The sequence below is a fragment of the Oerskovia paurometabola genome, assembly GCF_016907365.1.
Taxonomy (GTDB): Bacteria; Actinomycetota; Actinomycetes; order Actinomycetales; family Cellulomonadaceae; genus Oerskovia; species Oerskovia paurometabola.
The window spans coordinates 3,453,668-3,473,529 of the sequence record NZ_JAFBBV010000001.1 but is presented as its reverse complement, the minus strand read 5'-3'; the positions used below and the strand labels follow the sequence as shown (position 1 = coordinate 3,473,529).

17 protein-coding genes are annotated in these 19,862 nt (G+C 74.1%); 10 read left to right on the top strand and 7 right to left on the bottom strand.

Annotated features, from left to right (window positions below):
* Position 1 precedes the first annotated feature (1 nt).
* Complete coding sequence (locus JOD48_RS15540) at positions 2 to 850, top strand: carbon-nitrogen hydrolase family protein (protein WP_307824190.1); 849 nt, start codon at positions 2 to 4, stop codon at positions 848 to 850.
* Between the two features lie 71 nt (positions 851 to 921).
* Here the strand turns inward: JOD48_RS15540 and trhA are convergent, their stop codons facing one another.
* Positions 922 to 1,659, bottom strand: a complete 738-nt coding sequence (gene trhA, locus JOD48_RS15535) for a PAQR family membrane homeostasis protein TrhA (RefSeq protein ID WP_204809713.1) — start codon at positions 1,657 to 1,659, stop codon at positions 922 to 924.
* Between the two features lie 337 nt (positions 1,660 to 1,996).
* On the opposite strand from trhA, the gene JOD48_RS15530 reads away from it, so the two are divergent.
* The 6 genes from JOD48_RS15530 (at position 1,997) to JOD48_RS15505 (ending at position 8,686) form a co-directional block, all read left to right on the top strand.
* Positions 1,997 to 2,758: an isoprenyl transferase gene (locus JOD48_RS15530; protein ID WP_191790934.1), complete on the top strand. Its 762-nt coding sequence runs from the start codon at positions 1,997 to 1,999 to the stop codon at positions 2,756 to 2,758.
* 153 nt (positions 2,759 to 2,911) lie between these two features.
* Positions 2,912 to 3,418, top strand: a complete 507-nt coding sequence (locus JOD48_RS15525) for a MarR family winged helix-turn-helix transcriptional regulator (RefSeq protein WP_204809712.1) — start codon at positions 2,912 to 2,914, stop codon at positions 3,416 to 3,418.
* A complete protein-coding gene (locus tag JOD48_RS15520) occupies positions 3,415 to 4,014 on the top strand; it encodes a CE1759 family FMN reductase (RefSeq protein WP_204809711.1) in 600 nt (199 codons plus the stop codon). The genes JOD48_RS15525 and JOD48_RS15520 overlap by 4 nt, the downstream gene beginning before the upstream one ends.
* 194 nt (positions 4,015 to 4,208) lie before the next feature.
* Positions 4,209 to 6,107 carry an alkaline phosphatase gene (locus JOD48_RS15515; RefSeq protein ID WP_204809710.1) on the top strand — a complete coding sequence of 633 codons (1,899 nt, stop codon included), beginning with the start codon at positions 4,209 to 4,211 and terminating at the stop codon, positions 6,105 to 6,107.
* A 187-nt stretch (positions 6,108 to 6,294) separates the two neighbouring features.
* Entirely contained in the window at positions 6,295 to 7,392 is a 1,098-nt protein-coding gene (locus tag JOD48_RS19935) for a WxL protein peptidoglycan domain-containing protein (RefSeq protein WP_204809709.1), read from the top strand.
* A 61-nt stretch (positions 7,393 to 7,453) separates the two neighbouring features.
* On the top strand, positions 7,454 to 8,686 hold the full coding sequence (locus JOD48_RS15505) for a glycerate kinase (RefSeq protein WP_191791077.1): 1,233 nt from the start codon (positions 7,454 to 7,456) through the stop codon (positions 8,684 to 8,686).
* 15 nt (positions 8,687 to 8,701) lie between these two features.
* Here the strand turns inward: JOD48_RS15505 and JOD48_RS15500 are convergent, their stop codons facing one another.
* The 6 genes from JOD48_RS15500 to JOD48_RS15475 form a co-directional block, all read right to left on the bottom strand.
* Positions 8,702 to 9,940 (bottom strand): AAA family ATPase, encoded by a 1,239-nt coding sequence (locus JOD48_RS15500; RefSeq protein WP_204809708.1) that lies wholly within the window; start codon positions 9,938 to 9,940, stop codon positions 8,702 to 8,704.
* A gap of 104 nt (positions 9,941 to 10,044) precedes the next feature.
* Positions 10,045 to 10,452, bottom strand: coding sequence for a RidA family protein (locus JOD48_RS15495; protein WP_138823291.1), 408 nt, complete (start codon positions 10,450 to 10,452; stop codon positions 10,045 to 10,047).
* A 46-nt stretch (positions 10,453 to 10,498) separates the two neighbouring features.
* The gene (locus JOD48_RS15490) at positions 10,499 to 11,899 is read right to left on the bottom strand and encodes a type III PLP-dependent enzyme domain-containing protein (RefSeq protein ID WP_204809707.1); all 1,401 of its coding nucleotides are present in this window, start codon (positions 11,897 to 11,899) and stop codon (positions 10,499 to 10,501) included.
* Positions 11,896 to 12,741 (bottom strand): IclR family transcriptional regulator, encoded by an 846-nt coding sequence (locus tag JOD48_RS15485; RefSeq protein ID WP_191790927.1) that lies wholly within the window; start codon positions 12,739 to 12,741, stop codon positions 11,896 to 11,898. Before JOD48_RS15485 ends, JOD48_RS15490 begins: the two co-directional genes overlap by 4 nt.
* Positions 12,738 to 14,351 (bottom strand): N-acyl-D-amino-acid deacylase family protein, encoded by a 1,614-nt coding sequence (locus tag JOD48_RS15480; protein WP_204809706.1) that lies wholly within the window; start codon positions 14,349 to 14,351, stop codon positions 12,738 to 12,740. The genes JOD48_RS15485 and JOD48_RS15480 overlap by 4 nt, the downstream gene beginning before the upstream one ends.
* The gene (locus tag JOD48_RS15475) at positions 14,348 to 16,105 is read right to left on the bottom strand and encodes a beta-N-acetylhexosaminidase (RefSeq protein WP_204809705.1); all 1,758 of its coding nucleotides are present in this window, start codon (positions 16,103 to 16,105) and stop codon (positions 14,348 to 14,350) included. Before JOD48_RS15475 ends, JOD48_RS15480 begins: the two co-directional genes overlap by 4 nt.
* 119 nt (positions 16,106 to 16,224) lie before the next feature.
* Here JOD48_RS15475 and JOD48_RS15470 point away from each other — a divergent pair, with 119 nt between their 5' ends.
* The 3 genes from JOD48_RS15470 to JOD48_RS15460 all read left to right on the top strand — a co-directional run bounded on the left by JOD48_RS15470 (position 16,225) and on the right by JOD48_RS15460 (position 19,820).
* Positions 16,225 to 16,590 carry an ACT domain-containing protein gene (locus tag JOD48_RS15470; RefSeq protein WP_204809704.1) on the top strand — a complete coding sequence of 122 codons (366 nt, stop codon included), beginning with the start codon at positions 16,225 to 16,227 and terminating at the stop codon, positions 16,588 to 16,590.
* A 137-nt stretch (positions 16,591 to 16,727) separates the two neighbouring features.
* A complete protein-coding gene (locus JOD48_RS15465) occupies positions 16,728 to 17,747 on the top strand; it encodes a LacI family DNA-binding transcriptional regulator (protein WP_239527429.1) in 1,020 nt (339 codons plus the stop codon).
* A gap of 360 nt (positions 17,748 to 18,107) precedes the next feature.
* Positions 18,108 to 19,820 carry a glycoside hydrolase family 13 protein gene (locus tag JOD48_RS15460; RefSeq protein WP_204809703.1) on the top strand — a complete coding sequence of 571 codons (1,713 nt, stop codon included), beginning with the start codon at positions 18,108 to 18,110 and terminating at the stop codon, positions 19,818 to 19,820.
* The last annotated feature ends 42 nt before the right edge of the window (positions 19,821 to 19,862 follow it).

The window sequence follows — 19,862 nt, the reverse complement described above, 5'->3', positions numbered from 1 at the left end:
CGTGACGCGTTCGCCGCGTGGTCCGGTGCGGGTCACGATCGCCCAGATCGAGGTCTCGAACGACCACGCGGCGAACCTGCTCGTGGTGCGCTCGGCCTTCACCGAGGCTCAGCGCCTCCAGGCCGACCTGCTGGTGCTTCCCGAGTACGCCTCGGGCTTCGACCCGCGGGGCGTGGGGATCGAGCACGCCGAGCCGCTCGACGGCCCGTTCGTCACGACCCTCCAGCGCTGGGCCGCGGAGACGGGGGTCGCGGTGATCGCGGGCACGACGCTCACCGGCACCGGCACCGGCGCCGGCACCGGCGCCACCCGTGCCGTCAACGCGGTCGTCGCGATCGACGCGGGTGGTCACCTGGTCGGGGTGTACCGCAAGGTGCACCTCTACGACGCGTTCGGCCACCGCGAGTCGGACCGGCTCGAGCCGGGCCCGGTCGACGCGCCTCCCACCACGATGTCCGTGGGCGGCCTGACGTTCGGCGTCATGACCTGCTACGACCTGCGGTTCCCCGAGTCGGCACGCCGGCTGGTCGACGCCGGTGCGGACGTCCTCGTGGTGCCCGCTGCCTGGGCCGCCGGCGACCTCAAGGCCGACCACTGGCGCACCCTGGCCCGCGCCCGGGCGATCGAGAACACGTCGGTGGTGCTCGCCGTCGGGCAGGCGGGGAAGGGCGTGACCGGGAGGTCGCTGCTCGTGGGACCGGACGGGCAGGTCGGGCTCGAGCTCGACGAGCGGGCGGGGCTGCGGACCGCCGACGTCGACCCCGACGCCCTGGGTGCGGTGCGCGAGGCGAACCCGTCCCTCGCGAACCGTCGCTACGTCGTCGTGCCTCGGGAGCAGCCAGAACGTTGAGTGCGGAGCAGCCGTCGCAGGTCGAGCCGATCCGCGACAGCTGCTCCGCGCTCAGCGGACGACAGCCAGGCTCAGGCGTTGAGCGCCGCGATCATGATCGCGGCGTAGTGGCACCCGAACCCCACGACGGTCAGCACGTGGAAGATCTCGTGGAAGCCGAACCAGCGCGGGCTCGGGTTGGGGCGCTTGAGGCCGTAGACCACCGCCCCCAGCGTGTAGGCGAGGCCGCCGATCGCGACGAGCCACACGATCGCCGGGCCGGACGGCGTGGTCCAGAACTGCGGCATGTATCCGACCGCGACCCAGCCGAGCGCGACGTAGATCGGTACGTAGACCCACCGCGGGGCGCCCAGCCAGATGATGCGCGCGGCGAGCCCCAGCAGGGCGCCGCCCCAGACGACGAGCAGCAGGATCGTCGCGGTCCGCTGCGGCAGGAGCAGCACCGCGAGCGGGGTGTAGGTGCCCGCGATGATGAGGAAGATGTTCGAGTGGTCGGCCCGGCGCAGGATCCCCGCGACCTTCGGCGACCAGGTGCCGCGGTGGTAGACCGCGCTCGTGCCGAACAGCAGGCACGCGCTCAGGCCGAAGACGGCGCACGCGACCTTGCCCGCGACCGGGGGGGCCAGGATCACCAGGACGATGCTCGCGACGAGCGCGACGGGGAACGTGCCGGCGTGGATCCAGCCGCGCAGCCGAGGCTTGATCGCCTCCGCGACCTTCTCGGCGGCGCTCGACACGGCGCCTGCGGCAGAGTCCAGCGAGTTCTCGACGGTGTCGCCGGAGGTCGGGCGGTCGGAGGGTCGTGCCACGAAGAGACTCCTGTTCGTGTCGGCGGTTCGGGCGTGCGGACGGGATGTCCCTGACCCGGGGGGTGCGCGTGAGTCGACGTGCGTGGCTCAGGAACAACTTACGCCATCGTAAGTTACGTCACCGTAGGTTGTTGCGCGGGACTGTGAAGATCCTGCGCAAAGCCATCTTCAGGACCGGACCTCGGGGCATCTGGACTGTTGCCTCCGGTACCGTTTGGCGAGCGACGACGATCGTCACCGACGACCGTCCTGCGACGTCCGCGTCGCTCGCGCGACGCTCCCGGGCCCCGCCCGGCCCCGTCGCCGCTCATCCATTACACACCGCGAAGGACCCCACGTGCGCATGCCCCACCTGCTCTACGGGCTGTACGAACGACGCCTCGCGGCCTCGCTGCCGCGCGAGGCCATGCCGCGCCACGTCGGCGTCATCCTCGACGGGAACCGTCGCTGGGCCAAGTCCTTCGGCGAGACCGCCGCGACCGGCCACCGTCGCGGCGCCGACAAGATCGCCGAGTTCCTCACCTGGAGCGAGGACCTCGGGATCGAGGTCGTCACGCTCTGGATGCTCTCGACGGACAACCTCTCGCGCTCGCGCGAGGAGCTCAGCGCGCTGCTCGACATCATCGAGGACGCCGTGTGCGACCTCGCCGAGACCGGCCGCTGGCGCCTGCGCGTCATGGGCCGCCTCGACCTCCTGCCCGAGCGCCTCGCCAAGGCGCTGCGTGACGCGGAGGAGCGGACGGCCGGGGTCGACGGGCTGCAGGTCAACGTCGCGATCGGGTACGGCGGTCGGCACGAGATCGCGGACGCCGTGCGGTCCTACCTGAGCGAGCAGGCCGCGAGCGGCGCCTCGCTCCAGGACCTCGCCGAGAACCTCGACGTCGAGCACATCGAGGAGCACCTCTACACCAAGGGTCAGCCGGACCCCGAGCTCGTGATCCGTACGTCGGGGGAGCAGCGCCTGGGCGGGTTCCTGCTGTGGCAGAGCGCGCACGCCGAGTTCTACTTCTGCGAGGCGTACTGGCCGAGCTTCCGCCGGGTCGACTACCTGCGCGCCCTGCGGTCGTACTCGCAGCGCGAGCGTCGGCTCGGCAGGTAGGTCGCGCTCCGAGGTCCGGGGGCGCCCGGAATACACCTCTCGCCCCGTCGGTTGTACCGCTCGAGTTCATACGAACGCATCTACCCGGGTGACGTGTGCCGACGAGGCCAGCGGCGCCGTCGGGCCGGTGCACCCCGCAGGATCGAGAGACACATGACCAGCAGCACCGCCGCACCCCCCACCGTCCACGAGCGCGCCACCACGCGCGAGGCCGCCGAGACCTGGGAGTCGCTCTTCCGCACCCAGGTCGCGCTCATGCGCCGGTTCCAGGCCGACGACATCTGGGAAGAGCTGACGATGCGCGAGTACGACGTGCTCTTCACGCTCGCCGGCTGCCCCGAGGGCGGCACCCGCCTGCGCGACCTCAACGAGTACGTCCTCATCAGCCAGCCCTCGCTCAGCCGCATGGCCGAGCGCCTCGAGCAGCGCGGCCTCGTGGAACGCGTCCCCGCGCCCGACGACGCACGCGGCACGATCGTCCGCCTCACCCCCGAGGGCGCACGGCTCCAGAAGGAGATCGGGCGCAAGCACGTCCGCACCATCGGCGCCTACGTGGGCGCGGCCCTCGACGCCGACGAGCTCGCGACCCTCAAGGGCCTGCTCGACAAGCTCCGTGACGCCCAGGGCGACATCCCCGCGCGCGACGGGAGCAAGGCGTGAGCGTCGGCCCCCCGGCCGCTGGAGCGGCCGCCACCCCCCGCTCGCTGAGCGTCGTCGCCGTGACCGGCGGGGTCAGCTTCCCCTCGACCACGCGCGCCCTGACCGACCTGCTGCTCGACAAGACCGTGGCCCGGCTGACCGCCGCAGGCGTCCAGGTCGACGCCCGCACGATCGAGGTCCGCGACCACGCGCAGGACGTCGCGACCGCGACCGTGATCGGGATGCGCAGCGAGGAGCTCGAGCTCGCGCTCAAGACCGCCGAGCAGGCCGACCTGCTGATCGTCGCGACCCCCGTGTTCCGTGGCTCCTACTCGGGGATCTTCAAGTCCTTCTTCGACCTCGTCGACTCGCTCTCGATGGTCGACAAGCCCGTGCTGCTCGCCGCGACCGGCGGCACCGCCCGCCACACCCTCGTGATCGACCAGGCGCTGCGCCCCCTGTTCGCGTTCATGGGCGACCTGATCGTGCCCACGGGCGTGTTCGCGTCCAAGGAGGACTGGACGATCGAGCTCTTCCCCATGCCGTGGCTCGACGAGCGCGCCGAGCGGGCCGTGGGCCAGCTCGTGCGGTTCGCCGACCTGCCCGCGCCGGGCTGAGGCAGCGCGCCCGCCCGCGACACGCTCTGCCCCGGCGCCTGCCGGCGACCCGCCGGGCTGAGACGGACATTTACCCCATCCGTCCCCCCGTGGCCCTGCGCCGTTCACCCCCTCGCCACCTCTGACCGCTTGGCTCTGACGTGCCGGCCGGAACTCGACTCCGGACCGGACCAGACCTCGACAGGGAAGAGACCATGACTTCACGTGTACCGATGAAGTGGCTGCGGATCGCCGGGACCGGCGTCCTCGCGGCGGGTATCGCGATCTCCTCGACCACGCCGGCGCTCGCCGCGCCGTCCGCCGACCCCGGGGCGCCGGGACCGAAGAACATCATCCACCTCATCGGTGACGGGATGGGGTTCAACCAGGTCGACCTCGGCAGCCAGTTCGAGCACGGCCGCACGGCCTACCAGACCACCGTGAAGCCCGGCGGCGTCTCGACCCCGGTCCCCGGCCAGGCAGGCACGCAGGTGTACCAGGAGTTCCCGGTCGCCCTCGCGATGTCCACCTACCAGTTCGGCAACACGTACGACCCGGCCCAGAACTGGAGCAGCTTCTCCGCGCCGCTCAAGAGCTCGACCGACTCGGCCGCGGCCGCCACGACGCTCGCGACGGGCGTCAAGACGCTCAACAACGTGATCGGCCAGGACGAGAACCACGAGGACCTCAAGACCGTCGCCGAGCGCGCGCTCGAGCTGGGCAAGGCCACGGGCGTCGTCACCTCGGTGCCGTGGACCCACGCGACGCCCGCGTCCTACCTGGCGCACAACGAGCACCGCAACAACTACCACGACATCGCCGCCGACATGATGGACTCGGGCGCCAACGTGATCTTCGGTGCGGGCAACCCCTGGTACGACGACAACGGCGACAAGCGCGCGACCCCGAAGTACGACTACGTCGGCGAGACCGAGTGGACCAAGCTGGTCGACGGCCAGTCGGCGTTCGACCTGGTCGAGTCGAAGGACGACTTCCTCGCGCTCGCCGAGGGCGACACGCCCACGCACGTCCTGGGCACCGCGCAGGTCGCGGGCACGCTCCAGGCCGACCGCACGGCCCTGAAGCCGGGCGACGTGCCCTTCACCGCCCCCCAGAACGACAACGTCCCCTCGCTCCCGCAGATGACGGACGCCGCGCTCAACGTGCTGTCCAACGCCTCGGACGAGGGCTTCTTCGTGATGATCGAGGGCGGCGCGATCGACTGGGCCTCGCACGACAACAACACCGCGGGCGCGGTCGAGGAGCAGGTCGACTTCAACCGGACCATCGAGACGGTCGTGGACTGGGTCGAGGAGAACTCGAGCTGGGACGAGACCCTCGTCGTCATCACGGCCGACCACGAGTGCGGCTACCTCTCCGGCCCCGCCGCGAACCCGGCCTGGACCCCGGTCCAGGGCGTGCAGGGCGGCGCCCCGCAGGTCAGCTGGAACAGCGGCGGCCACACCAACCACCTCGTGCCCGTGTACGCCAAGGGCCCGGGCTCCGAGCTGCTCGCGGCCACTGCGACGGGCACCGACCCGGTGCGGGGCGCGTACCTCGACAACGCCGACGTGGGCCGCGTCTCGAACGAGCTGTGGGCCGCGAACGCCGCGGACGGCATCCCGTTGCTCGCGACCGTGCCCGAGGCGGGCGAGGTGGGCGGCAAGCTCACGCTGTCGGTCGCGGACGCCGGTGCGGGCGTCGCGCTCACGGGTGGCGAGAACGTGGGCGACCGACTGCGCTTCGCGGGACGGCTCCCCGAGGTCTCGGTGACCGACTCGCGTGCGGCCGCCACGGTCGGCGCAGGCGGCTGGACCGTCTCGGGCCAGTCGAGCGACCTGACGTCGGGCCCGCGCACGCTGCGCGCCCAGAACCTCGGCTGGACCCCGGGCCTGGTCTCGGCCAAGGACGGCGTGAGCGCAGGCTCGCCCGTCGCGTCGCTCCTGGGCGGCGGCACGGGCCTCGCGGCACCGGCCACGCTCGCGACCGCGACGGCGGGAGGGCGTCTGGGCACCACGACGGTCTCGGCCGACCTGGCGCTCGAGGTCCCCGTCGACACCCGCGCGGGCGACTACGCGGGCGCCCTGACGGTCTCGCTCTTCCCGGTCGACTGACCGTCGACTCATGAACCGTCGGGCCCCGGTGCGCTCTCGTGGCGCACCGGGGTCCGACGGGCCGTCTCCCGGCGGCGCACCCGTCCGCCCTCCCGTCCGTCCGCCCGCCCGACGGCGTCGCGCGCCACGTGCGCGCAGGTCGCCGACCGGAGCGGGTCGTGCACCTTCCCCCGCTCGGAGCCCATCGATGAACGTCCTCTCTCGCGCCGTCCGGCCCGCAGCCGTCCTCGCGCTCGCTCTTGCGTCACTGTCCGGACTCCCCGGCCCGTCCGCGACCGCGGCGTCCGACACGGGTCCCGCGAAGACCACGTGGGCCGTCGAGCCCGCGACGGCCGACGGGCCCGACGGGCGCGTGTCGTTCCGCCTGACGGTCGACCCCGGCGGGCAGGCGGGCGACCACGTAACCGTGACCAACTTCAGCGACCACCCCGCGACGTTCGACGTGTACGCGAGCGACGGCGTCGTGACCGCGGACGGGCAGTTCGACCTGCTCCCCGCGGGCACGACCCCGGTCGACGGCGGCGCGTGGATCACGCTCGGCGAGGGACAGGCCGCCGGGCCGACCCAGCGCGTCGAGGTCGCCGCCGAGTCGTCGGTGACCGTACCGTTCACGGTCGCGGTCCCCGCCGACGCGACGCCCGGGGACCACCCGGCCGGGGTCGTCGCGGCCCTGGCCCGCCCCGAGGGTGACGGACGGGCCGTCACGTTCGACACGCGCGTGGGGGCGCGCCTGCACCTGCGGGTGGCGGGCGACCTGGTCCCGGTGCTCGCGCTCACGGACGTCCGCGCGACGTACGAGCCGAGCTGGAACCCGTTCGCGCCCGGTGCGGTGCGCGTGGACTACACGGTCGCGAACGAGGGCAACGTGCGCCTCGGTGCGGACACCCAGGTCGCGGGAGCCGGCCTCTTCGGCTGGAACGCTCGCGACGTCGTCGCGCCCGCCCAGCGCGAGGTGCTGCCCGGTCAGGAGACGAGGGGGAGCGTCGTGCTCGACGGCGTCTGGCCGCTGGGCAAGGCCTCGGGCGACCTGACCACGACCCCGCTCGTCGTGGGCGACGACGTGGTCGAGGTCGCGCTGGCCCAGGCGACCGGGAGCTATGCGGCGTGGACGCTGCCGTGGGTCCAGCTCGGGACGCTCCTCGTCCTGGTCGGGGTGGCGCTCGCGGTGCTGCGCGCGCGCCGGCGCCGCGAGGCACGCACGCAGGCCCGGATCGACGCGGCGGTCGCGGCGCGGACGGGCACCGCGGGTGCCGCGGATCCCACGAGCGCGGCGGCGTCGTCCTGACCAGGCTCTCCACCCGGCGCGGGCCGGACCCGCTGGCTACGATCGGGGCGTGCCTCCGACGATGAACGCTCCCACGACCGGGGACCCCTCGCGCACCGGTCCACGGCCGTTGCGCGTCGTGGTCGCGCCCGACTCGTTCAAGGGCTCCGCGACCGCCGCGGAGGTGGCCCGCCACCTCGCGGACGGGGTCCTGGTGGCGGCGCCGGACGCCGAGGTCAGGCTCCTGCCCATGGCCGACGGAGGCGAAGGCACTCTCGACGCGCTCCTGTCCGTGTGGGGGGTCGAGGCGCGCGAGGTCGGGACGGTCGACGCGATCGGGCGCCCTCGCCCGGCACGCTACGGGGTGTCCGCCGACGGCCGCATCGGCGTGGTCGAGCTCGCCGCGGCGAGCGGCCTGCCCGCGGTCAGCGACGTCGTCCTCCAGCCGCTCCACGCGCACACGCGCGGCACGGGAGCGGCGTGCGCGGCGGTCCTGGACGCCGGGGTCGAGGAGGTCGTCCTGTGCCTCGGCGGGTCCGCCTCGACGGACGGCGGCGCGGGCGTCCTCACGGGGCTCGGTGCCCGGCTCCTCGCGCACTCGCCGGCGACGGTCCCCTCGTCGACGGACGGGGAGCTCGCCGGGACGCTCGTGCCCGACGGCGGCGAGGGGCTCGCGCGCGTCGTCGGCCTCGACCTGGGGGGACTGCACCCGCGGGCCCGCGCGGTGCGATGGCGGCTGGCCGTCGACGTGACGAACCCGCTCGTGGGTGAGCGCGGGGCGGCGGCCGTGTTCGGGCCGCAGAAGGGGGCGAGCGACGCGGACGTCGCGTTCCTCGACGCCGCGCTCGAGCGCTGGGCCGACCTGCTCGAGCGCGAGACCGGGGTCCGCACGCACGACCTGTCGGGGGCGGGAGCCGCCGGTGGGGTACCCGCGGCCCTCGTCGCGGTGCTCGGCGCCGAGCTCGAGCACGGCGCGACCCTGGTCGCGCAGGCCGTCGGGCTGCCCGCGGCCGTCGCGGACGCGGACCTGGTGCTCACGGGCGAGGGTTCGTTCGACTCGCAGTCGGTCAACGGCAAGGTCGCCGACCGGATCGGGGCGCTCGCCGCCGCCGCGCCGGGCCACCCGCCCGTCGTGGTGATCGCCGGGCAGGTCCTGCTGCCCGCGCGTCAGGCGCGCGCCGCAGGGATCACGGCCGCGTTCTCGATCGCGCCCGGACCGATCGACCTCGAGGAGCTCGTGGGGCGCACCGCGAGCCGGCTGACCGAGGTCGCGGCGTCGGTCACGAGCCTGTACCTGGGGTCCGTGCGCCGCTGAGCCCGGATCATGCACTCAGCGCTTGGGCCAGTGCCACTGCGGCTGGTCGAGCGGTCCCTCACGGCCCGCGACGGTCGTCTCGCCGAGCTCCTTGACGAGCTCGACGTGCTCGAGCGCCGGGGAGGCGGCACGCGAACGGCCCGCCGCATCCTCCATGGCCCGGACCAGCGCGTGCGAGTGCGTCACGACCACGACCTGCGTGCGTCGCGCGGCTCCGGCGACCAGGGCCCCGAGCGCGGGCAGCAGCTCGGGGTGCAGGCTCGTCTCGGGCTCGTTGAGCACGAGCAGCTCGGGCGGGCGGGGCGTGAGCAGCGCCGCGACCCAGAGCAGGTACCGCAGCGTGCCGTCGGACAGCTCCGCGCTGCCGAGCGGACGCAGCAGACCGTGCTGGCGCAGCTCGAGCGAGAACCGGCCGTCGTCCGTCACACGCACGCGCACGCTCGACCCGGGGAACGCGTCCTCGACCGCGGCGTCCAGGTCGTCGGCCAGGCCCAGCTCGCGGATCGTCTCGAGGGCCGCGGCCAGGTCGGCGCCGTCGTGCGCGAGGACGGGGGTTCGGGTGCCGACGTGCGACGCACGGGCCGGGGCAAGGGCGTCGGTGCGGAACTGGTCGTAGAAGCGCCAGGACCGCAGGCGCTCGCGCACCAGCACGAGCTCGGGGGCGCCCACGGGGTCCACGACCTCCGAGAGCATGCTGTCGAACGACCTCAGCCGACGCCCCGACACCTGCCACGAGCCGTCGTCGTCGCGCAGCCGGACCGAGGGGCCGTGCCGGTCGGCGACGAGCGTCGCGGGACGCAGCACAGGTCCCGACCAGACGACCTCGGTCTTGATCTCCGGATCCAGGCCGAACGACGCGCCGCCGTCCTGCGGCAGCCCCAGGTCGATCGCGTAGCCGAGGGCGCCGGACGCACCCGCTGACGCGGCGCCGTCGGGCAGGGGGTCCGGGCCGCTCGCGAAGCCCAGCCGCAGCGCGACCGGGCCACCGCGCACCGTGCCCTGGACGGGGTGCACGCCCTCGCGCACCGAGCGCCCGATGACCGCCGGACCGGCCCACAGCGTCGAGGGCAGGCCGCCCTCGCGGGCCAGGGCCCCGACCGCGCCGCCCAGCGCGCACTCGGCGAGCAGGCGCAGCGAGCGGTACAGGCTCGACTTGCCCACGCCGTTGGCGCCCGTCACGACCGTGAGACGGCCGAGCGGCAGGACGAGGTGCCGCAGCGAGCGGTAGCCCTCGATGGCGAGCGTCTCGATCATCCCGCCAGGCTAGGCGAGGCCACCCACGGCGTGCGCCGAGTGCGGAGTAGTCGTTCCAGGACGTCCCGGACGACAACTGCTCCGCACTCAGCGGCAGGGGACCGTCAGTCCGTGATCGCGAGCCCGTCGATCTCGACCAGCATCTCCTCGCGGGGCAGGCCCGTGAAGACCGTCGTGCGGGCCGGCAGCACGCCACCCGGGCAGTTGGCCTCGACGAACGCGCCGTACGCGTCGTTCATGATCGGGAAGTCCTCGCGCTTGGTGAGGTAGACGCGCAGCATCACGACGTCGTCGAACGTGGCGCCCGCCCCCTCGACGATGGCCTTGACGTTCTCCAGGGTGCGCGTGGTCTGCGCCGCGACGTCCCCGGGGTACAGGTACTCGCTCGTCGCGGGGTCGACCGGGCCCTGACCCGAGACCTGGACGAACGGGCCCTTGCGCACACCCTGGTGGAAGGTGTGGGCCGGCGCCGGTGCGTGCGGGGTGCTGATCGGGGTCTTGGGGGTGCTCATCGTGTCTCTTTCTCTCGGGATGGTGCAGGTGGTCCGGGGACCGGTGTCAGAACTCGGTGCCGACGACGTCGACGACCTGGTCGTCGTCGCCCACGACGGCCGCCACGCGCCACTTGTCGAACAGCGTGCACGGGTGCGAGATCCCGAACCCGACGACGTCGCCGGGCCGGATCTGCGTCGTGACGGGGGCGCTGCCCGCGGGCGTGGGGTCGATGGCGAGGTACAGGTGCTGGTCGTTGAGCCCGGTGACGCGGGCCCCCGCGAGGTCGTGCGCGGGGCGCAGGTCCCCGTTCTCGTCGAGCGTGCGCAGCCACAGGGCCGTGGGCAGGTCGATGTCGTAGGACACGTCGCGCCGCCCGACGCCGCACAGCACGAGGCCGGGCTCGGGGACCGAGAGCACCTGCCCCCACACGACGGCGGCCGCGTGCATGGGCTCGCCGCCCGGGATGCGGTCCCAGGGGTCCATGCGTGCGCAGAAGCCGTGGTCGTGCGTGACGTACGCGCCCGAGCGCACGACGACCCGCACGTCGCGCGTGGCCGAGGAGCCGTCCGGTCCGTCGGTCCCGGCGCTGCCCGGGATCGTGAGCGGGCCGGGGAGCTCGGCCAGCACGACGTCGAGGAACGAGCTGCCGCCCGCGGTCACGACCACGGGCTCGTCGTCGGGCACGAGTCCCTCGCGGACGAACGCGGCAGCGACGTCGCGCAGGCCCCGGCAGTAGGCCGTGACCTTGGCGAGGTCCTCGGGCGTGGTGCCGCCCGCGGCCGACCCCTCGTACCCGGCGACGCCCGGCACGCGCAGGCCTACGGCGCGCACGGCGCGGGCCAGGCCCAGCGCGTCCGCCGTGCTGCGCACGCCCGTGCGACCGCCCGGGACGCCGACCTCGACGAGCACGCCGAGCCCCGCGACGACCTCGGCGGGCGCCCCCGCGAAGCCGCGCGTGAGGAGCCCGACGCCCTCGATCGAGTCGACGTAGACCCACGCCTCGAACGGCGTGCCGCCCGGTGCGACGGAGGCCTCGAGCTCGCGGCGCAGCCACGCGATGTCGCGCGGGTCCATGAGCTCGTTCGCGAGGAACACGCGCTCGACCCCCCACGTGCGCACGACGCGGAGCTGGGCGGGGTTCGCGACGGTCGCGCCCCACGCCCCGGCGCGCGCCTGGCGCGCGTAGAGCGAGCGGGACATCGCGGTCTTGACGTGCGGCGCGTGCTCGACGCCGTGCTCGGCGCACAGTCGCGCCATGAGCGCGACGTTGTGGTCGAGCGCCGCGTCGTCGAGCGTCAGCAGCGGCCAGGAGAAGGCGTCGTCGGTGATGCGCGGGGAGTCCGCGAGGACGTCGGCGACGGTCCGTTCGGCGTCGAGCCGCAGGCCCTTGGTCGCGGGTCCGACGACGAGGCTCGGGTCCCCCGGCACGCTCGCGCGGCCGGACGGCTGGGTGGGGTGGGTCATGCGTTCCTCCCGGTGGGTTCGTAGCCGCAGCGCACGGAGCCCATCCCGGCGGAGACCGCGCGGGCGGCCTGCACGACGAGGGGGCCCAGCTCGCGCACCCTTGCGGGCGGCATGTGCGAGGCGAGGGCGGAGACGGAGAGCGCGCCGATCGCGGTCTCCGTGTGGTCGACGACGGCGGCCGCGACGCAGCGCACCTCGGCCTCGTTCTCGCGGTCGTCGATCGCGTAGCCGCGCTGGGCGACCGTGCGGATCTCGGCCCGCAGGTGGTCGGGGTCGGTGACGGTACGGGACGTGACGGCGGGCATGGGGTGCTCGAGGACGGCGTCGAGGAGGTCGGCGTCGCTCGCCGCGAGGATCGCCTTGCCGACGCCCGTGCAGTACAGCGGCATGCGCCGTCCGATGCGCGAGGCCATCCGCACGACCGCGGTGTTCTCCTTCTTGTCGATGTAGACGACGTCGAGGCCGTCGTGCACGACGAGGTGGCACGTGGCCCCCGAGGCGCGCATGAGCGCCGCGAGGTGCGGTTCGGCGACCGTGCGCAGGTCGAGCCCTTCGAGGTATGCCTGGCCGAGCCGGAGCGTCCCGGCGCCGAGCACGAAGCGCCCGGTCGGGGTGCGCCGGACGAGATGGACCTCGACGAGCGGGGCGAGCAGGCGCGAGACCGTGCTCTTGTGCGTCCCGAGGACGTCCGCGAGCTCGACGAGGCTCAGGCCGCGCGCCGCGTCGTGACGCAGCGCGTCGAGGATCCCGAGCGCTCGCCGCAGCGACTGGGACGAGTTCCTGCTCGCGGTGTCGGCGGTCGCGGCGGCGGTGGTCGCGGTGGCCCGCGGGCCGGCCGTCACGCGCGGTCCGCCGTGACGGCCGGTCGCAGCGCGCGCCCGGGGGTGGCCCCGGTGGGCAGGCCGCCCGCGAGCACGGGGACGCCGGCGACGAGCACGTCGTCGATCCCGGTCGCGGGACGGCGCGGGTCCTCGTAGGTCGCGACGTCCTGCACGGTCTCGGGGTCGAGCAGCACGACGTCGGCGCGCGCGCCGGGCACCAGGCGGCCCCGGTCGGTGAACCCGAAGCGCTCGGCGGCGGCCGTCGACAGGTGCCGCTCGGCGTCGTGCCACGTCCAGTCGCCCAGCGTGCGCACGTGCTCGGCGAGGAAGCGCGCGAACGCGCCCCAGCCGCGCGGGTGGGGCCGTCCGCCCTGGTAGATGGCGTCGGACCCGCCCATCTGGGCGGGGTGGCGCAGCAGGGTGCGGACGGACTCGGGGGAGTTGGTCGGCGGCTGGGCGAACACGCAGCCCGCGCGCAGGTGCGTCGAGACGAGGATGCGCAGCGTCGTCTCGACGGGGTCGAGGCCGAGCCGGTCGGCGACGTCGAGCAGGGCCATGCCCTCGCTCCACCGCAGCTCGCCGGGGACGGCGGCCATGGTCACGCGCTCCCAGAGGTCGGCGAGCCCGGGGAAGTGCTCGGCCTGGAGGCGAGCGACGACGTCGGGGTCCTGGAGCATCGCGACCGTGGCGTCCGGGTCCGCGATGGGCAGCCACGTGGGCAGCGAGACCATCGACAGGATCGAGGCGCCGCGCAGGTACGGGTAGGAGTCGAACGTGACGTCGAGACCGGCCGCGTGCGCGTCCTCGACGTAGCCCACGAGCTCGGCCGCGGGGCCGTGGTAGTGCGAGACGTGGGTCGCGACGCCCGACGCCCGGGCGACCCTGACGAGCTCGGCCATCGCGGTCCCGGCCTTGTCCTCGTAGCCGCGCATGTGGCTCACGTGCGGCAGGTCGCGCTCGGCGAGGACGCGGGCCAGGGCGACGAGCTCGTCGTCGGTCGCGTTCGAGGCCGGGGCGTACTCGAGGCCCGTGGACATGCCGCACGCACCGTCGTCGAGCGCCTCGCGCAGGAGCGCGACCATGCGATCGGTCTCCTCGGGCGTCGCGGGGCGGGCCGCGCCACCCAGCACGCCGTAGCGCAGCGTGCCGTGCGGCACGAGGTAGGCGACGTTGAGCGGCGTGGTGCCGTCGTAGGTCGCGAGCAGGTCCGCGACCGAGCCGCCCCGGAACGTGGGGTGCTCGCCGTTGATCGCGCTGAAGTAGCCCGTGGCCCAGGTGTGCGCGTCGGGGGCCCCGTCCGGGACGGGCAGCGGCGCGGAGGGGGCGTAGGAGACGCCGTCCTGCCCGACGACGATGCTCGTGACGCCCTGGCGCAGCATCGCGAGCTGCACGTCAGGGTCCAGGACCGCGGCCTCGCCGTGCACGTGGGAGTCGATGAAGCCGGGGAACGCGATGCGCCCCGCCGCCTCGACCACGTGCGCCCCCGCGGGGACGGGCACGGTGCTCGCGGGGACGACGTCGTCGATCGTGTCGCCCGCGACCAGCAGGTCGACGGGCTCCGACAACCCCTCCGGGGTGGTGAGCCGTGCGCCGCGGACGACGAGCGTCACCGGCTGCTCCGTGGTGCTCATGCCTGTCCCTCCGAGTGCTCGTCGCGTCCCTCGACCCAGCCGCCGACGCCCGCCCAGCCGCCCGCCGCCATCTCCTGGTCGAGGTGGCGCAGGAAGCCGTGCACGCCCGGACGCTGCTGCCAGGGCCTCGGCCCGTCGAGCGGGCGGTACTCGACCCCTGCCGCGTCGAGGCGCGGCAGGTGGTCGTGCTCGAGCCGCGCGAGGAACTCGGCCGAGGACGACCCGCCCGGGGTGCGCTCCGCCGTCGGGCTCCAGACGACCTCCGCGAACGCCGCGAGGCGCGGGAACGCCGCGTAGTCGACGCGGCGCGGGGAGTCGAGGTGCTCGGACCAGACCTCGGCCTGCGCGCCCAGCAGGCGGCCGGGCGCGGAGTCGAGGCCCGGGTACTGCGCGAGGACCTCGGGCGGGAACGGGTCGAACGCGTACACGTCCTCGACCGTGCGCAGGAAGCCGACGGGCACGGGCTCGTCCTCGCCGTCGCCCGCACGGTGGTCCAGGTAGACGACCTGCTCGGGGGCCATGACGACGTCGTTGCCCGCCTCGAGGGCGTCTGCGCCGACCGTGAAGCCGCGCCACGCGGTCACGACGACGTCGCGCGGGAGCTGCGCGCCGAAGCCCTCGTCCCACACGACCGCACGACGGCCCCGGGCCGTGACGTGCTCGCTCAGGCGGGCCAGGAACCAGCCCGCGAGGTCGGCGACGTCCGCGAGGCCGCGCTCCTCGGCGAGGGTCACGATCGCGGGGTTCTCGCGCCACAGCGTCGTGGGGACCTCGTCGCCGCCGATCGCGACCCAGGGGGAGTCGAAGACGTCGAGGACCTCGTCCAGCACGTGCTTGAAGAACTCGAGCGCCTCGTCCGAGGGATCGAGGACCTCGGTGCTCACGCCCCACGTGGTGCGCACCGTGTGCGGCGCCTTGCGGGTCCCGAGGAACGGGTAGGCCGCGACGGCCGCCTCGACGTGCCCGGGCGCGTCGATCTCCGGCACGACGACGACGCCCCGCTCGCGCGCGTAGGCGACGATCTCGCGCAGGTCGTCCTGGGAGTAGAAGCCGCCGTGCGGGCGACCGTCGAAGACGCCCGTACGCCACGTCCCGACGTTCGACTCGGTGCGCCAGCCGCCCACCTCGGTGAGGAGCGGGTAGCGGTGGACCTGCATGCGCCAGCCCTGGTCGTCCGTGAGGTGGAGCTGGAGGACGTTGAGCTTGTGCGCCGCCGCGAGGTCGACGAACCGCAGCACCTCGCGCTTGGGTAGGAAGTGCCGGGCGACGTCGAGCAGCACGCCTCGCCAGCCGAAGCGCGGGTGGTCCTCGATCGTGAGGGCGGGCAGCCGGACGGCGTCCGCGGGGACACCGGGGACCGGCGCGGCGACCGGCGCCGTGCGGTACGCCTGCGGTCCCGCGAGCTGGCGCAGCGTCTGGACGCCCGCGTGGGCGCCGGCCGCGTCGGCGGCCGTGAGCAGCACGGCCTGCGGGGTGATCTCGAGGCGGTAGCCGCCCGCGGGCCGCGACGCGTCGAGGGCGAGGGTCACGCCCGTGGGAGCGATGCCGTCGGGCTGGTCCTCGGCCGTGACGGGACCGAACGGCAGCTCGAGGCCGAACGCGTCCTCGGTGACCCGGCGCCACCAGCGCGCGGCGGCGGCCAGGGCGGGGTCCGTGCGGACCGGCGTGCCGTCCGTCAGCGGGAAAGAGCCGGCGGCAGGCTGCAGGCTCACGGGTGCGGGCAGGAGCCCGGGTGTGGGGGTGGGGGCGCTCACGCGTCGAGCCTAACCACGGCTCGGCGCTCGAGGTGTGCCGCGCACTGGGGTTGTTGTGCACTGCACGACACTTCTCGGGGGCGATCCAGGTGTCGGTGGCGCGGCCTAGGCTCGCGGGCATGTCCGCGCAGAAGCTCCGCCTCCTCGACTCGTTCTTCACGCTCGCGCACGAGCCCCACTCGTCCTTCCCCGACGACGACGAGTGGGTCGCGCTCGTCCGCGCACCCGAGGGACTGACCGTCCTGCGCGAGGCCTCGCCCTTCGGCGGGGGCGGCGACCGGTGGGCCGGGTTCTACGGCGACCCCCACGGACTCGGCAAGCCCGGCATGCTCGCGGCGATCGTGGGCCCGCTCGCCGAGGCGGGGATCGCGGTCTTCGTCGCGTCGACGTTCCACGCGGACCTGGTGCTGGTCCCCGAGGACTCGGTCGAGTCCGCCGCGGACGTGCTCACCGACGCGGGGCACACCGTCACGCGGGGACGCTGACGGGCCGCCGGTGCTGACGGGCCGCCGGTGCTGACGGTCTGCCGACGGGGCGGGCGGGAGCCTGACGAGCGCCGACGGGCCGCTCAAGGTTGCGCAAGCGAACGCAAGCCGCTTGCGCTCTGCGTATAGTCAGCAGCATGTCCAGACGACTTGCCGAGGTGGCCAAGAAGGTCGGTGTCAGCGAGGCCACGGTCAGCCGCGTGCTCAACGGCAAGCCCGGGGTCTCCCAGGCGACGCGCGACTCCGTCCTCACGGCCCTCGACGTGCTCGGGTACGAGCGCCCCACCAAGCTGCGCGGTGAGCGCGGACGGCTCGTCGGCCTCGTGCTCCCCGAGCTCGCCAACCCCATCTTCCCGGCGTTCGCCGAGGTCATCGGCGGGGCGCTCGCGCAGCAGGGGTTCACGCCCGTGCTCTGCACACGCACCGCGGGCGGCATCACCGAGTCCGAGTACATCGACCTGCTCCTCGGCCAGCAGGTCTCGGGCGTGCTCTTCGCGGGCGGGTTCTACGCCCAGCGCGAGGCGGACCACGAGCCGTACCGGCGCCTCGCCGAGCGCAACCTGCCCGTGGTCCTCATGAACGCCTCGATCGAGTCGCTCGACTTCCCGCGGGTCTCGTGCGACGACGTCGTCGCCATGAACCAGGCGCTCGGGCACCTGCTGTCGCTGGGGCACCGCCGGATCGGGCTGCTGCTCGGTCCCACGGACCACATCCCGTCCGAGCGCAAGCTCGCCGCGGCCCACGCGCTCGCGGCCCGCCACGGCGTGACCATCGACCCCGCGCTCGTCCAGCACAGCCAGTACTCGCTCGAGAGCGGCCAGGCCGCCTCGGTAAGGCTCCTCGACGCCGGGGCCACGGCGATCGTGTGCGCGAGCGACCCCCTTGCGCTCGGCGCGATCCGGGCCGTGCGCCGGGCCGGCAAGCAGGTGCCGACCGACGTCTCGGTCGTGGGCTACGACGACTCGGCGCTCATGAACTCGACCGATCCCGCGCTCACGACCGTCCGCCAGCCCATCGAGCCCATGGGGCGTGCGGCCGTCGACCTGCTCGCGAGCATGATCGCGGGAGCCGACGTGTCGCGCGACGAGCTGCTGTTCGAGCCCGAGCTCGTGGTGCGCGGCTCGACCGCGCCGTTGCGGAGCGCCGCGACCGACTAGCCACGCGCCGCCGCCGACGAGGGCGCCGTCCCGGGGGATCCCGGGGCGGCGCCCTCCGTGCTGCCCGCGTCTGCCCCCGTCCGCCCCGGCCCCCGCCAGCCGTCGAGTGCGGACTAGTTGCACCGCCCGCGCCTTCACGGGAGCAACTACTCCGCACACAGCGAGGGGTCCACCGGCGAAGGTCGCGTTTTCATAACGCTCCTGTCGAGTTCTTGCGTGATTGCTGTCGAGTGATTACGTTGATCCCCAGACGCCGGATCCCACGGATCGGGAGTCCAGCGGCACACCCACCCGGGTCGCCGCGCTCGACGAGGAGCACCCGTTCACGGCTGAACGGGACGGACGGAAGACGAGGACACGGTGCGCGAGGACGACTCGACCCGAGGGACCGACCCCACCTGGTGGCGGGACGCGGTCATCTACCAGGTGTACGTGCGCAGCTTCGCGGACGGCGACGGCGACGGCACGGGCGACCTGGCCGGCGTGCGGCAGCACCTGCCGTACCTGCGGGACCTGGGTGTCGACGCCATCTGGTTCACCCCCTGGTACCTGTCCCCGCTCGCCGACGGCGGCTACGACGTCGCGGACTACCGCGAGATCGACCCCCAGTTCGGCACGCTCACCGAGGCCGAGCAGCTCATCGCCGCGGCGCGCGAGCTGGGCATCCGCACCATCGTCGACGTCGTGCCCAACCACGTCTCGGCCGCGCACCGCTGGTTCCAGGCCGCGCTCGCCGCCGGCCCCGGCTCGCCCGAGCGCGAGCGCTTCTGGTTCCACCCCGGCAAGGGCCCGGGTGGCGACGAGATGCCCACGCACTGGGTCTCCGACTTCCAGGGCACCACCTGGACCCGCACCACGAACCCCGACGGCACGCCCGGCGAGTGGTACCTGCACCTGTTCACGCCCGAGCAGCCCGACCTCAACTGGAACCATCCCGACGTCCGGCGTGAGCACGAGGACATCCTGCGGTTCTGGTTCGACCGCGGCGCCGCGGGCATCCGGATCGACTCCGCGGCCCTGCTCGTCAAGGACGCCACGCTGCCCGAGGTCCCTGCCCACCCCGGCCCCGGCGAGCACCCGCACGTCGACCGCGACGAGATCCACGACGTCTACCGCGGCTGGCGCGCCGTCGCCGAGTCCTACGACGAGCCGCGCGTCCTCGTCGGGGAGGTCTGGCTCGCCGACCGCGCCCGGTTCGCGCAGTACCTGCGCCCCGACGAGATGCACACCGCGTTCAACTTCGACTTCATGGCGCGCCCCTGGGACGCCAAGGCCCTGCGCGAGTCCGTCCAGACCACGCTCGACGCGCACGCCCCCGTGGGCGCCCCCGCCACGTGGGTCCTGTCCAACCACGACGTGACCCGCCCTGTGACGCGCTACGGCCGCGAGGACAGCGCGTTCGCTTTCGGGGCCAAGCGCTTCGGGACGCCGACCGACCTGGCCGCGGGCCGCCGTCGGGCACGGGCGGCCGCCCTGCTGTCCGCCGCGCTCCCCGGCTCGCTGTACGTCTACCAGGGCGACGAGCTCGGCCTGCCCGAGGTCGAGGACCTCCCGCTCGACGTCATCAACGACCCCATGCACTTCCGGTCCGGGGGAGTGGACCCCGGCCGCGACGGCTGCCGCGTCCCCCTGCCGTGGACGCGCGGCGGCACCAGCCACGGGTTCGGGCCCGACGGCGGAGCCCACCCCTGGCTGCCCCAGCCCGCGGGGTGGGGCGACCTGTCGGTCGAGGCGCAGGTCGGCGACGACGCCTCGATGCTCAGCCTCTACCGCCAGGTCCTCGCTCTGCGCCGCACCGAGCCCGCGTTCCGCGGCGACTTCGCGTGGGCCGACGACGTCCTCGTGGGCAACGGCACGGCCGACGCGACCGGCGACCTCCTCGCGTTCACGCGCGGCGACGTGCTGTGCGTCGTCAACCTCGGACCCGCCGTCCCGCTGCCCGCCGGGTACGACGTCCTCCTGACGAGCGCCGACCTCGAGCAGGGCGCCGCAGGCGCTCTGCTCCCCACCGACACGGCCGCATGGCTCCGGCGCACCCCGCCCGGCCACGCGACCGGCACCACCCCCGCCTGACACCCGCCCGACCCGCACACCCGCCCGACAAGGAGCAGAGAC